Source organism: Rubinisphaera italica (genome assembly GCF_007859715.1).
Classification (GTDB): domain Bacteria; phylum Planctomycetota; class Planctomycetia; order Planctomycetales; family Planctomycetaceae; genus Rubinisphaera; species Rubinisphaera italica.
Map to the genome: position 1 here is coordinate 5,034,709 of NZ_SJPG01000001.1, position 14,551 is coordinate 5,049,259.

General features: G+C 49.6%; 11 protein-coding genes. 7 read left to right on the forward strand and 4 right to left on the reverse strand.

Annotated elements, in window-relative coordinates; all coding sequences use genetic code 11:
• Positions 1 to 76: 76 nt before the first annotated feature.
• Positions 77 to 1,714 carry a hypothetical protein gene (locus Pan54_RS19250; RefSeq protein ID WP_146505030.1) on the reverse strand — a complete coding sequence of 546 codons (1,638 nt, stop codon included), beginning with the start codon at positions 1,712 to 1,714 and terminating at the stop codon, positions 77 to 79.
• A 555-nt stretch (positions 1,715 to 2,269) separates the two neighbouring features.
• Here Pan54_RS19250 and ypfJ point away from each other — a divergent pair.
• From ypfJ to Pan54_RS19270, 4 genes are all read left to right on the forward strand, one after another.
• Positions 2,270 to 3,148, forward strand: a complete 879-nt coding sequence (gene ypfJ / locus Pan54_RS19255; protein ID WP_146505031.1) for a KPN_02809 family neutral zinc metallopeptidase — start codon at positions 2,270 to 2,272, stop codon at positions 3,146 to 3,148.
• Positions 3,149 to 3,347: 199 nt separating this feature from the next.
• The gene (locus Pan54_RS19260) at positions 3,348 to 3,593 is read left to right on the forward strand and encodes a hypothetical protein (protein ID WP_146505032.1); all 246 of its coding nucleotides are present in this window, start codon (positions 3,348 to 3,350) and stop codon (positions 3,591 to 3,593) included.
• Positions 3,594 to 3,890: 297 nt separating this feature from the next.
• A complete protein-coding gene (locus tag Pan54_RS19265; protein ID WP_146505033.1) occupies positions 3,891 to 5,921 on the forward strand; it encodes a DUF11 domain-containing protein in 2,031 nt (676 codons plus the stop codon).
• 355 nt (positions 5,922 to 6,276) lie between these two features.
• A complete protein-coding gene (locus Pan54_RS19270; RefSeq protein WP_165441866.1) occupies positions 6,277 to 8,142 on the forward strand; it encodes a GTPase in 1,866 nt (621 codons plus the stop codon).
• Between the two features lie 100 nt (positions 8,143 to 8,242).
• Here Pan54_RS19270 and Pan54_RS19275 read toward each other — a convergent pair whose 3' ends face one another.
• The gene (locus Pan54_RS19275; RefSeq protein WP_146505035.1) at positions 8,243 to 8,728 is read right to left on the reverse strand and encodes a hypothetical protein; all 486 of its coding nucleotides are present in this window, start codon (positions 8,726 to 8,728) and stop codon (positions 8,243 to 8,245) included.
• 291 nt (positions 8,729 to 9,019) lie between these two features.
• Here Pan54_RS19275 and Pan54_RS19280 point away from each other — a divergent pair, with 291 nt between their 5' ends.
• Complete coding sequence (locus tag Pan54_RS19280; RefSeq protein WP_146505036.1) at positions 9,020 to 10,015, forward strand: TRASH domain-containing protein; 996 nt, start codon at positions 9,020 to 9,022, stop codon at positions 10,013 to 10,015.
• Between the two features lie 113 nt (positions 10,016 to 10,128).
• Positions 10,129 to 10,602: a Dps family protein gene (locus tag Pan54_RS19285; RefSeq protein WP_146505037.1), complete on the forward strand. Its 474-nt coding sequence runs from the start codon at positions 10,129 to 10,131 to the stop codon at positions 10,600 to 10,602.
• Between the two features lie 107 nt (positions 10,603 to 10,709).
• Here Pan54_RS19285 and Pan54_RS19290 read toward each other — a convergent pair whose 3' ends face one another.
• Complete coding sequence (locus tag Pan54_RS19290; RefSeq protein ID WP_146505038.1) at positions 10,710 to 11,681, reverse strand: ferredoxin--NADP reductase; 972 nt, start codon at positions 11,679 to 11,681, stop codon at positions 10,710 to 10,712.
• 438 nt (positions 11,682 to 12,119) lie between these two features.
• Here Pan54_RS19290 and Pan54_RS19295 point away from each other — a divergent pair, with 438 nt between their 5' ends.
• Positions 12,120 to 13,010, forward strand: a complete 891-nt coding sequence (locus tag Pan54_RS19295; RefSeq protein WP_207310180.1) for a DUF502 domain-containing protein — start codon at positions 12,120 to 12,122, stop codon at positions 13,008 to 13,010.
• Between the two features lie 137 nt (positions 13,011 to 13,147).
• On the opposite strand, the gene Pan54_RS19300 is transcribed toward Pan54_RS19295, so the two are convergent.
• A complete protein-coding gene (locus tag Pan54_RS19300; RefSeq protein ID WP_146505039.1) occupies positions 13,148 to 14,266 on the reverse strand; it encodes an HlyD family secretion protein in 1,119 nt (372 codons plus the stop codon).
• Positions 14,267 to 14,551: the final 285 nt, after the last annotated feature.

The following is a 14,551-nucleotide window of genomic DNA, read 5'->3' on the forward strand; positions in this document are numbered from 1 at the left end:
CCTTCCGCGCGTTCAAAGAGGCTCCTTCAATCCTAAAGGAGCCTCTCGAGTTCGACTGGAGTGAACAGCCTGAGTGTTATCGTCGCCAGCGAATCAGCATCATGGCCAGGAAGGCAATTCCGCAGCAGGTCATTGTGATGTGAGTCGCTGAAAATTTTGAATTTGATTTTGGCTTCAGACTCAATTCCGATTCATCGATGAGCAGTGGTGATTCATCGATTTGAGGTCCGCCAGTTTCTGTGACATCAGCAAAGGCTGAGGCAAATTCGTCAAATTCTTCGTCCTCAGCGGAATCTGCTGTTACCAGGCCTGGAGCCATGAGAATTGGAGCTGAGGAATACTGTTCGAAGGGAGCGGCATCACTTTCAGGAGAAAGGGTGACCATCATCGGTGCCGACTGAGCCTCAAATGCTGGATCGCTCTGCTCCTCTTCTTTAGTTCCGACAACCATCTGATGTGTTTCTTCTTCCAACACAGGAACTGTTCCCAGTTGAACCACCTCATTTTGATACGGAGCAGGTGCCGGTTGAGTTTTTACTGGAACAGGTTTCTGTTTCACGGGAGTTTCGGTTGCCTGATCGAGGTTCGTGCTGCGTCCGGGAGTGATCACGGGCAGTTGAGCCGGTTGATTGGCAACGACCGTTGACTCGGCAAACTGAGCGATCGAATCGACATTTCGCTTTGATTTTTGCGGTGCATTAATCCATTCCCGGCTCAAATCAATCACGACCGGAGCAGGTTCGTTTGAACTGGCATAATTTGTCACATTCGCCTGGCTTTTCTGATTTGGCGTTATGACGGGATTCTGTTGAGCGGTATTTTTCTGAATGGGGCTCTGTCGAATTTCCTGACGAGCTTTCATATCTGCGAGAATCTCTTCGGCGGTGACCTGTTCGGGTGTGAAAACCGATTGTGTTTTTTCAATGACGGTTCGAGCAGTGCTCGTCACTGCCTGTGAACTGATGCGTCCGCCTTCCTGAGTCAGCGTTGTTGCCTTATTCAGGATCCCTTTGACACGGTTCACAACGGGAGCCGCAGTATTGGCAGCTGTGTTTGCCCAGGGGAAATCTTCTCCTGTCGTGGCAGGCTGCTCTGCAGTCGACTCGAAGGCCAAATCTACCGATTCATTCATCATCGGTTGGACTGTGGATTCCTGAGCAAGATTGACATCAATATCTGCGATTTCTGAGTCTTCGCTCAGTTCAGCAGTTTCATTCAGTTCCTGCAAACTACGTCGTAACGCATCAAGGTTCGATGCTCCACCATCGACAGTCGTGATGAGTCCTTCGTAATTGCGGATTTCCTCTGTTGAAGCATTGGCAGACTTTTGATTGAGCTTTTCCTGAATCAGGAATGCGGCATCGATTTCAGAACCCGATTGTTTTTCATTCACCGAATTGGAAATATTCACCAGTTCCTGCTGACGTTCTTCCTCGCCCAGAAATGAAATTTTAGCCAGCCCGGCGTTGCTGCTTTCCCCAAGATTAACGTCATGACTGGCAATATGTGCCAGCTCTTCTTTTTCCAAGGCAGGCTGTTCGAGGGGGAGTTTAGCTTCCGTTTCGATCGCATCGACTTTGGTGGACTGCTTGGAGCTGAATCCTGGGATGCTGTAACCATTGCCCATGCAACCGAGCATTGACGTCGACAGTGCCAATGCCACGGTAATTTTCACAGGATGTGTCTTCGCAACCAATTTTGAAATTCGAGTCATTTCGCGATCCTCTTGATCTGCGCTTGTGTCAGCCTGTCCAGGCTTTCAGGTGATACACACTTGCCAGAAAATGGCGCGCAAAGCAAATGCGAACACAGGGCGATAAACGGTCTAAATTTCCGAAGCAGGGCATTTCTTACGCTCAAAACGAATAAATCCCACTCCTGAAATGGAGTATCGACCGTAGCAGTTGAACCGTCTGAAGGATTTAATTCTGATTTGTCATCTCGGCGTATTACCCCCAGATTAACATTCAGGCCCATTGTATTCTTTATGCGAGAAATAGCATCAAATGGAGCAGAGTGGATGAGTGGGAATGCGCGCTCGACCACGCCCTTCGCTTTGCTCAGGGTCGTGCCACCCACGAAGCAAAGTCTTTCGTATAGACTCACGAATTTCAAATTGTTCCCAAGCAGGACCTTGGAAACGAGGAAAGTTCCGACAGAAGAATTTTCCACTCATTGCTACGAAGAAATGAGCCGGGTATTGTATTTCACCAACCGATGCACAAAATATAGTTTTCAACGGGCCCATTGCGATGATAAAGGTAGTCAAATGAGATTGGATGATGTCCGTGAAAGCGGGAATGTGCAGGACCGTCGCGCGATGGGCCCGAAGAAAGTGGCGACTGGTGGAGTCATTGGCTTGCTGTTAATGGTGGGGTTGATCTTCCTTTCCGGCGGCGACTTGGGAGATGTTCTCAAGTTTGTGGTGCAGAATCAGGCAAATGTTGCCCCCGCACCGGCTCCGCTCAATCCTCAGGAACAAGCCGAGCAGGATCGACAGGTCGTCTTCGTCCGCAAAATTCTTGCTCTCACCGAAGATGTCTGGAGCGATCTATTCACTGAATACGGCAAGCCTTATGTGGCTCCGAATCTGGAAATCTTTCGAGGCTCCACCCAAACCGCATGCGGACATGGGGCAGCCGCGATGGGCCCGTTTTATTGCCCGGCTGACGAAAAAGTCTACATCGACCTCGGTTTTTACGATCAACTCCAGCAGGAACTCAATGCCCCCGGCGACTTTGCTCAGGCTTATGTGATTGCCCATGAAGTCGGCCATCATATACAGAACCAGCTTGGATATTCCGATATCGTCCATCGCGCCCGGCAAGGAGGATCCGAGGAAGACTCCAATCGCATGTCCGTCCGCCTCGAACTTCAGGCTGACTATTTAGCAGGCGTATGGGCCAATCATGCTCAGCAGGAATTCAATGTGCTCGAACAGGGCGATATCGATGAGGGCTTAAATGCGGCCAAGCAAATTGGTGATGACATGCTGCAAAAGAAATCCCGAGGCATCGTCGTTCCCGAACAATTCACCCACGGCTCCTCCTCCCAACGCGTCCGCTGGTTCCGCCAGGGTTTCCAGTCCGGTGACGCCACAAAAGCGACTCTCGATCAGTTTTTCGAGATGCCCTATTCATCACTGTAAGGACATCGAATAATACCTTATGAAGACATAACAATCTGGGGTGGCGGGGGCGCTCCGCTTAAGCGGAAGCCCCCGGAAGTTCAACGATTCGGGGGTTTCTCTTCGAGAGCGCCCCCGCCACCCGGGTATCCATGACTTTTGCAATCAATTCAACACCAGATATTATCAGGTGCTCTAAAATCAGAACCGAAAGTCATTCATGAACTCCTCAGGTCTAATTCTCCTCTATGCAGGACTGGTGATTCTTGCCATTGGACAAATCTGGTTTGCCATAACGATCTCGCAGCAAAGCAAGTTCGCGGCGATCATGTCGTTTACTGCTCCTCTGGCAGTGATCATGATTACATGTCGAAACTGGTCATTGATGAAGAAGCCATTCAGTGTCTGTTTCCTGGGTTACCTCTGCATATTCTCGGGAGCCCTGATCGCTAATAGTTTTGTGTGATTGATTGCAGAAGACTTAAAGTAGGTTGCCTGGTTTCAGCAAACCAACTCCGCGAATTGGCAGTGAACAAAAATGTCAATTCTGCCAGTAATTCCCCGCAAAACCGACAGAACCGGAATAATCCGCAAATTTTGCCCATCTTGTTGAAGAAACCGAATCCGCATAACCGATAAAAAGCTCAGTGCGAAATGTGCTCAGCGATTTAAGAATACCGGTTAATCCATTTCGGGCGTCTCCAGGACTGGAGAGCCACGATTTGTTACGAAGCTATCAAGCATTATCGTTAAGGAGAATGAAATGCGGAGCGGTCTGCTAACTCGACTTTCGGAATTTGCGTGCCGCACGCAATCGACGAACTGGATTCTCGCTGCGGCTATCTCAGGAACCACCCTCGCACCCGTCGGTGCACAGGAAATTCAGCCCGCTGGAACTCCCGAAAAATTCGAGAGCGAAGACCAGCGATTCCTGGCCATTGAACGTTATCAACGGACCAGCCAACCGGCTCCGATCAAAAATTACTATCAGGAGCTGTTCGGCAATCAAACCGAAGCTTCCGCGGCCACTGCACCCAATAAATTGCAGTCTGCAGCCTTATTGCGACCCATTGAAACCGAGCCAACCGAACCGACAGAACCGAAAAATCCTGTCGTGCTGACCGCTCAATATGAATATGCTCCAACTTCCGGACAGGTCTTCACTGTCACACCGGTTTCTGCGACTCAAGAAGCAGATTCGTATGACGATCTTCCAGCCTGGGCAAAAACAGCCAAAGCGAGTTTGAAACCTCAGGAGAAATCGGCTTCTCCAGCTGCAACACCCGTCAAAGCGATGAATGTGTCGATGCCGACCGCGACTCTGAAAATTGACACTCCGGTTCGTATCGATACGCCGGTCGTCACACCCCAGTCTGCTCCAGCTGCTCCAGAAGTTTCTGTGAATCCAGCAATCGAAGTGGCAGCCGGGCCTCAGAATCCGAATGTGAAAGTGGAATGGACTTCCAAAGAGGGAATCAACGTTGGTCAGGAAAGTTCCTGCGAACTGATTGTCTCCAACAGCGGCAGCAGCACAGCTTACAATGTTGAAGTCGATGCCCGCTTCCCGGCGGATGTTCAGCTGATTTCCACCAACCCCGCTCAGGAAGAACTTGTTCCTGATTTGACATGGTCACTCGGAAATATTCCTGCCGGCGAAACGCGATCCATTCAGGTTGTTCTGGTTCCAACTCACCGTGGAGCTTTGAACGCGACTGCCGAAGTTCACTTCACAGCGGCTGCTCAATCGGGCTTTGTGGTTCGCGAACCACTTCTCGGCCTGTCGATCACTGGACCTGATCAGGTTATGGTGGGCGATCCTGCTTCTCAAAGCGTGACCATCACCAATCCCGGAAACGGTATTGCCAAGAATGTTCGTTTGGATGCGTTGATTCCTGAAGGACTCGAACACACTCGCGGCGAACGACTCATTATGGACGTCGGTTCTTTGAATCCTGGTGAATCCCGTACGATTCGTCTGGCATTGTCGGCAATGACTGGTGGAGACAAAGTCATTCAGGTGAGTGCCTCAGCTGAAGGCGGATTACTTGAAACGTCCTCTTCGACGATGAAAGTCATCGCTCCCAGCCTGACCGCTGCGATTGATGGACCGGGCCTGCGATATAAAGGGCGTACTGCGACATACAAACTCAAAGTCGTCAACGATGGTACCATCGGCACAAGCAACGTCCGCATGATGCACAAGATTCCGGAAGGCTTCGAATACATCGGTTCCAGTCGCGGAGCCACTTACGATGCACCAACCCGCATCCTCAGCTGGTTCGTCGGCAAACTTGAAGCTGGTAAAGACGCCGAGATGGAAGTCGAATTGAACGCCAGCCAGATTGGCGAGTTCACTCACTATGTCCGAGCCACTTCCGAGCATGGGTCCACCACCGATACTCAGGTTGTCACCCGAGTTGAGGGAGCCTCTGCACTGGTGATGGACATCGTCGACCTTGACGATCCTGTCGAAGTCGGCAACGAAACTGCTTACGAAATCAAAGTTCGAAACGAAGGTTCTGCAGCTGCGGAAGACATCGGCATCTCTTGCGAATTGCCGGAAGGTGTCCAACTGGTCAAAGCGAGTGGCCCAGCCGAGTATGTGACTGAAGGGAATCTGATCCTCTTCAAGCCACTCCCAACAATTGCCGCTGGCGAGTCGGCCACTTACCGAGTGTTTGTCGTCGGTAATGTCGATGGCAACCTGGTCTTCAGAGCCCGAGTCACCTCAGCCGCTTCTCCAGAAGCTCTGACCTTCGAAGAACTGACTCGCTTCTACGGTGATGTCCGTTAAACATCTTAACCCGAAGCGTAAGCAAGGGTACGGCGGCTAACAATCATTTCGGTTAACCTCCGAGTTACGAGCCTTCCGCCTTCTCTGAGCCAAAACGAATTCAAGCGATCCCCTGAAAAAGATACGATGCGTCAACGATTGTGGGGATCGAGAGCAGCCGAGTCGTCCGCGACTCGGCTGCTCTAATTTTATAAATTGGCTAAAAGAACAGGTTACACCAGTCCGCTCTGCAGATGTACAACACTGGTCAACCAGCGCGGGGCTCAGGTACAATCGATTTGCCAGCAAAGATGCATCTGGCTTTGAGGCCTCAGGGGACGATTATCCAATTCAGATCAAAACAAGAAAGCTGTCCGTGCAGTCACTTCAGGATGTTGGAAAAACAATTTCGCAGTTGCAGCAACGTGTGGATGCGTTGGCAAAAGAAGCTGCGCAGTTGGATCTTCCGGCTGTTTCTACGACGGAGTGGTATCAACTGATCACGCAGAAACTGATTCCTCAGCTCTCCGATAGCACATTTCTGGTTGTAGCCGTCGTGGGCGGGACGAACATCGGTAAAAGTGTCATCTTTAATCATCTGTGTGGCTCGAAAGTTTCAGCCACCAGCCCGCTCGCTTCCGGGACGAAACATCCAACTTGCCTGGCTCCTCCACGGTTCGCAAATGAAGCGGCTCTCGAAGCTATTTTCAGTGAATTTGATCTCCGACATTCCGACGATGCCGACGATGCTCTCCAGGCAACCGATGACGATGTTCTGTTCTGGCGGGAATCGAAAACGGCGCCCGAAAACCTGCTCCTGCTCGATACGCCGGATATCGACTCCGATGCTCAGATTAACTGGAGTCGAGCTGACAAAGTCCGCCGTTCTGCTGATGTGCTGATCGCCGTGCTAACGCAGCAGAAGTATAACGATGCAGCCGTCAAGAAATTCTTTCGCAGTGCAGCCGAGGAAGACAAGTCCATTCTGGTCGTCTTTAATCAATTGCTCATCCCCGATGACGATGAATACTGGCCAATCTGGCTCAAAACATTTTGCGATGAAACCGGCATCTCACCGGAGTATGTGTATGTTGCTCCGCACGATCGCCGAGCGGCTGAGCAGAAGGAATTGCCCTTTTATCATCGTCAGTGGCCCGTGACTGAGGAAACCGTCCACGAGCAGACGCCTCGCGATCTGATGGTCGATTTATCGGAATTGCGGTTTGAGGAAATCAAACTGAAATCGTTGGCAGGAGCAGTGACTGCTCTTTCAGATTCGCAGGCAGGGATCCCCGCCTATCTTGCAGAGATCCGCAGACGATCTGGCATTTATGGAGATGCCTGGAAACGATTAACCGAACGACTCCAGGAAATTTCTGTCACCTGGCCAGCAGTGCCGAATCCGATTGTGATTCAGGAAGTTCGTAACTGGTGGAAAGAACATCGCACGGGCTGGGAAGCTTCGGTTCATGGGTTTTATGATGCCCTCGGTCGGGGAATAATGTGGCCGATTCGTCAGTTTCGACATCACGATCCCGAGGCCGAGCCGCAGTGGATTACGAATTATCGGCAGCAGGAATGGCGCACAATTCAGCAGCAACTGGTCGCCATTTATGATCGACTCGAATCCCTCGCACAGCATGGACACCCTGTTCTGGCGACCCGGCTCAATCAACTGATGGCTGGTCAAACCCGGGAAAACACACTGGCCGCGATCAAGGAAGAACATCAGCACGCCCGCTTTGAAGAAGAACTTGAGGCGTTGGTTCGCTTGCAAATGCAGTCCTTTCGTGAAGATCGTAAAGACTGGTTCAAAATCCTGCAGCGACTCGATACCGCAGCCGCCGCTGCACGACCAGCAGTAACTGTTGCCTTATTCGCCACCGGCTTCGGCCCCGTCGGCAATGCAATGATGCCCATGATGACCGACACGGCATTACAGGCTGCGATACATGTGGCCGGTGATGTGACAGCCGGTACCGTCACCGCAGCAGTCGGCGAAACGGCCATCAGTTCGAGTACCTCGACCGGAATGCGATACCTCGAAGCCTGGTTCCATCAGTTTCACCAAAGCTTTGTGAAAGTCCGCCAGATCTGGCTGATTCAGCAATTGCAGAAACACCTGTGGGGTTCGTTCCTGGACGATCTGCAAAATGCGGCTGATGTTCCGAAAACGGAAGAATTCAAAGCTGTTGAGCGAGAGTTGGTCTCGCTGAGGAACCTGTCTTTGCAGTCCAGTTAAGTTAATTGCCAGACGCAATCATCGTACAGGAAAAAGCAGGTGATCGATATATCGAATCACCTGCTTCACTTATTTGATACTCTCACTGTGTCGATTGAATTTAATCTTTGGTCCAGGTAAATGTGTAACGGTTTCCGCCAGTCATTTTTTGAGGTGCATCTTCAATGTAGTACATGTTGGTGTGGACGCCAAAAGCTTTGGCTTTGCTGAGGACAAAATGACGGCTGGAAAAGTCGTCATAGGAAACACGACCCGTTTTGGATTTTTTATCATCCTGAAGTTCGACAAGACTTAAATAATCGTTGTCCTTGTCTTTCTTAAACAGAATTGCTCCCTTCCACCAGGAGACTCCTGAGCCGAGTACCAATTTGATTTCAATCTCGTCTGAGGGACAGACATTTTTTGTTTCGACAACACTGATGTTATCACCATCCTCCATATCGTTGCCGACATCGGCATACTTAATTGTATGCACAGCGTGGTCGGCGGCCTGAGTCATTTGACCCAGTGTCAGGAACATTGCTGCACCCAATGTGCCAAAGATTGCTGAGCGAAACATGGATTTGAGGTTAAGCTTCGTGTTCATCGTGTTCTCCAATGTAAAGATTTGAATCTGGGGTTTGCGGCGTTATAGGCAAACAGTTTATTGGGAAATCAAACTTTGATTCCTCTGTTCACAAAGCTTTACGGAACAGAAACGGCGATCTGCGCTTCGACTTTTTATTTCTTCAAAATATTTGAATACAGAGTCAACAAGGCCAAGTCGACAATTTCACTTTTTTGGCCAAAGCAGACCAATCGACTTGGTTCGAGTTTCATAAGTTGGTTAAGATAAATTTATTACACACTCACAACGCTCAACTGAGGATCCGGTTTGATGTCTCAAGTCAACAAGTTGCAATATCTCTCAAAAACAATATTCTCACTTTGTATTCTCGCCACTGTGATGCTCTACCTGGGTTGCTCGAAATCAGAAACGCCAACGGCTGTTCCGGCACAAACAAATACAACTGCCCCTGAAGGGAATGAAAGCTCAAATGTCTCTCAGCTCGAAGCTCCCCCAAAAAAGTCCGAGAGCCAATCCCATGAATTGCCGGTTATCACTTTCGGGAATGACGCCCCCAGTACATCATCTGCCAACGGGGAGATGAAATCTGGCGAAAAGCAGAATGAAACTTTTGAAGCTGACAAGCGAGCCGATGTGGTGATTGCGGCTCTGAAAGATCTGCAGATCCTGCTCGGGACCTGGCGGGGAATTACGCAGAAGAATTTTGATGGCTCAAAGGCCCTCGATGAAACGAACTGGGTCTGGGATTTCAAAACGAATCCCAAACAACCAGCGCTTGTCATGTCTTCTGAGGCCAGTCCGTACTATCGAAATGCGAGCATGACTTTCATTCCGGAATCGGAACAGTATCAACTACAGTTGACGGATGATGAAGGACAAACTTCAACTCTTATTGGCGTATTCACCAGTGAGATCAAAGACGAACCTGGAGATGATGATAAGCCACAGCGTTCTTATAAACTTGAATTCACGGAGAAAGAACCCGAGGATAAAACCAAGCGGCTGGTGTTTAACCAGCAGAATAACAATCGCTATCTGCTGGAAGTTTATGAGCAACGGGGCGGGAACGATCGCTTTTTCCGTGTCGACACAGTGTCCACGCAACGCGAAGGAACTTCAATGGCCTTAATCGATGAAGGTTACGGCGAGCGGACCTGTATTATTTCGGGGGGACTCGGAACCATTACAGTCAGCTATCAGGGGAAATCTTATTATGTCTGCTGCACGGGTTGCAAAGCGGCGTTTGAAGAAGAGCCTGAACGTTGGATCGCCCGGTTTGAAGAACAGTCCAAATCGATGAATTAAGGGTCTTGCCTTTTGTGATGGTCCGTTTATAAATAAAACATGGTTTCGTCGTCTGACGATGCCTGCGACACCTTATAAAGCAACTGCTCAAATTATCGACATCAGGAGAAATCATGACAGAGTTCAAACGGCAGATTTTGCCAGAAGATAGAAATACTGAAGTTGCAGAGACGCTCCAGGATCGATTGGTCGATCTGATCGATCTGGCATTACAGCTCAAACAGGCTCACTGGTGCGTGGTCGGAAACAACTTCCGTGCGGTCCATTTGCAGTTGGATGAAATCATCAATGATGTCCGACTGGCATCTGATGAAGTCGCAGAGCGAATGTCGACTCTTGGAGTTGCGCCGGATGGTCGCGCCATACAGGTAGCCGAAGGAACGTCATTGACGCTGATTGAGAAAGAGTTTACCTCTGCTGCTGCAACTGTTTCCCTCGTCGCAGACCGCTTGCAGACGACTGTCCGAGGGCTTCGAGAATCCATTAAATTGCTCGGCGATCTGGACCCAATCAGCGAAGACATGTTGATTGGCATTACCAGCGGGCTCGAAAAACATCTGTGGATGGTGCAGTCACAGGAAGTGTGATTGCCTTCGAAAACCAATCACAGAGCAAAAAGATCACAGAGCAAAAAGAAAACGACTCTTTCCAATAATCATTTTGGGAAGAGTCGTTTTTAATTGATTGAAAAACATTACCAGTATTTCTCGAAGTGGATATTACCCGGATTCTTTGGCTGATCGAGGGTAAAGCCCTGCGAGACGAGTAATTCGACCATGCCTGGGTTTGGTGGATATTCCAGTTCGCCACCCTCGCCTTTCTTGGGAATTCCAATCATGTCGGGGTTTCCACAGAGAAAGACGTGCGTGTTCTGAGGATCTGCATTCCAACCAAATTCTCGTGCAAAATTCTCGGGGCGGATAATATCTTGCAGATACTGCTTACCGACAAAATCCGGACGCGATTGATCCATATTTTTAGCTTCACGGGTCGTGTAAAGCTGATAGCAATAGTTGTCGTAACGTTCATTCAGAATTGCCTGCTCGCTCAGATAGCCGGCATCCTGACGATATCGGACACAGGTCATCGAGGCGATTTTTCCCTGATGCCCCCGCTTCAAAAGCTCGGCTGCCATGGCATTATGGGGGGCTTCCCCGGTTCCGGTGCCCGCGAAAATCACGTTATCGTCTGGACCTACGGGATCGAGTGTGTAACTTCCGACCACGTGATGACTCATAGTGAGGCGATCACCTTGTTTCAAGGCGAACAGACGTGGCGTGAGTGGCGGCCGTTTAGGGCTCTCATGATCTGGTCGAGGCACGAGCGTGATATAAAACTCGAGATCGGCATAATCCTGGCAGGTGACTAACTCATGCTGTTCATTGAGCAGTGGGCAGGAAATTGAGTAAGCCCGTTTGATCAATTTGTTAAGAGTTGTCTCATCTTCAATTTCGGTGGGATGATCAAAGCGATCTTCCCAGGCTCCCAATGCGAGTACCGTATATTGACCAGGCTGATACTCGAACCGACCTTCATCCGAATGGATACGGATGCGCATCAGCATTTCATGAATGCGATTCACACTGACAACGGTGGCGTTGTAGTGCTGTTCACGCAGTTTGTCGAAACTGCTCGATGAGATCTGATGGGTTGTCGTGGTTGCCATAGGAATTCCCGAAAAATCGGCACCTGAATGAAAGTCTATTCATAAATATTATAGATCACAGAAAATCGAATGGAAGCATAACATCAAAGTTTGGTTATGCGAACCCCAAAATTTCTGTTGACATTTCGCTTATTGAGGATCGTGCATGTTGAGCAAACAGGGCACCCTTTCCATTTTCGATCTTCGTCTTACAATTTGAAGAGCGATCTCCATTAAATGGAACATACAGTTCAAATGCTCAGACATCTTTGAACATCACGAAATCGGAGACGATCGATCAGTACGAATTCGCCGCCAACACCGTCTCATCATCCTACTGCTAGAAAAATATTTCTTCGCGGGCTCGCTATCATTCTGCCCACAGTGCTCACCCTGGTGATCCTCATCTGGCTGGGCAGTCTGCTCTATAATTACATTGTTAAGCCGACGAATACCTTCGTGAAATTTGCAGCGGCTCAGTTTGTCGATCATTCGGTCCCCCTAACCGGGCTGGTCGAATTGCCGAATGGACCCTCACTCCCATTTTGCCGGGAAGATTATCGTGTCCGTCCTGAAATTCGGGACCTGTATCAGTCCAGGCTGATCGAAATGTGGGATGTGGACGCTCAGCCGTTAACCGAAGAGCAACGACACAGTGCATTGAGTCTGGATGATGTGTATGTCCCTGTCGGACAGGTCGCATTTCTGTATCAAGACTATCTGCTTGTCGCTCGAAAAATTCCATTGGGAGACATGCCTCAATCCCGTGTTCCATTCAACATGGAATTGATCTCGGTGAAGCATTTTCCAGGCATGTTTCCATTGAGTCTCATCGCGGTATTACTGCTGGTGTTGCTCATTTATATTCTTGGAAGAATGGTCACCGTTCGCATTGGACACTGGATTGTTCATAAATTCGAATCGCTGATTATCAGCCGCTTGCCTGTCGTCCGGACTGTTTACGGCTCTGTTAAACAGGTGACCGATTTTCTGTTTTCCGAAAATCAGATCGAAGTTCGCAAAGTCGTCGCTTTTGAATACCCTCGTAAAGGGATCTGGACACTTGGCTTTGTGACCGGAGAAAGCATGATCGATATTGCCGTTGTCGCTGGCGAACCCTGCGTCTCGATTCTGGTTCCGACCTCACCGATGCCGATGACAGGCTACACAATGTCGGTCCCGAAAAGCGAAATTGTTGATCTGGATCTGACGGTCGATCAGGCGTTTCAGTACATCGTCTCATGCGGCGTCCTCGTCCCGCCGCAGCAACGCTTCACCATCGAAAAACTTCAGGCACGCTTGAAGCCCGAACAGGACAGCGATTCCCTCGAAGAGATTTCATCGTCCTGAATGACGATTGCTCTCTTGGACTGGGTGGCACGCTCTGAGCAATGCGAAGGGCGTGGTCTTGTGCAATCACCACGCCCATCATTACGTTCTGAGCGTGTCTTCCAATGACATCTTAAATTGGATTCGTAACCTGAGGATTATCGAATCACAGTAATCTGTCCGCCGATTGGTATTTTCGGCCAGAGAGCACCGGTCTGCTCGATTCGCATCGGAATGGCAGGGCCGTTTTGGCTTTGAAATTCGTCGTCTTTACTGGCGGAAATCGCCATGTGAGTGACAACTCCAGTACGGGTTTCCCCATTCGGGAATCGACAGCGGACTGGCATTTCGACTTGGAAATTGTGAGAGTGTGATGTTGGGACATCTGCGACCGCATACGCTTCGTCGAGCAAAAACAGTTCTGCCAACACTTCACCGGCTTTGACATATTCACCGGGGCGTCGACGAATATTGGCAATAGTTCCGACACTGGCGGCACGAACTTTCTGCAGCGAAAGTTGCAATTCCAGATTTTCGAGTTCTGCCTTGGACTGCTCGTATTGCAATTCGATTTCCGAAAGACCGACTGCGAGTTGGACGCGTTCCCGCATTTCCTCTTTTTGTTTCTGCAGTTTCTCCAGGCGAGTCGAGCAGATTTCGAGTTGAGCCTCAGCAGCTTCAATGGAATTGAGAGCAGACTCTTCTTTGAGCATACAGTTGATCAACTTGTCATCCAGTTCATCCACGGATTGATTTTTGGAAGTCTTAGAGGACTTGTTCTGTTCGTAACTCTCCCGTTGATCTCGCCAGGCCATACGTTCCAGTTCGAAATAGTACTTTTTCTGCAGCAAGTCTGCCGATTGCAGTTCTGCCTGATAGATGTCGCTTTCGACCGTACTTAAATGTTCGTTCAGTTTGACATCGACTTCCGCTTTCAATGTGGCCAGACGCGCACTGAGTCGCTCGACATCCTGCTGTTGAATCTGCAATTGCCGATTCAAATTCTGTCCACCAATATTGCACAACAGTGCCTGTGGATCGACAACCTGCCCCTCTGTCACTTCCCAATTCTGCAGAATACCGTCGACGGGAGCGCGAATAGTCATCGAGTCGACTTCGATTCGGCCGACGTAATTCTGATTCGCAGTCGCGTACAAATAGCGGTTCGTTGCCGCACCAGCTCCGATGGCCAGGATGGCAATCATCAGGAGTCGCATGGGCGGACAGGCCGCTTCAGGAAGATTGCGAAATTGAGCGTTTGATTTGGGTACTGCCATGAGAATCTGCCAAAGTCTAATGCTTAATCGGCCCGGATAGTCGTAGAATTCTCCACCAGATCTTCTTTCCGAAAGTGTGATTTTCCGGCGCGCAAGGACGCAAAAGATTGACGGTTATTCAAATTATCGGCGTTATGCCGGGAGGGATTGACTCGAATCTTATGGAGCTGCAATGGTTTCACAGACTGAGATATGCCAACTACAAAATAGTGAACATAATTCAATTGACCTGCAATGTGCCATTATGTACACTCTCCTGGTGCCGATTGAAGCTAGTGGACTGCT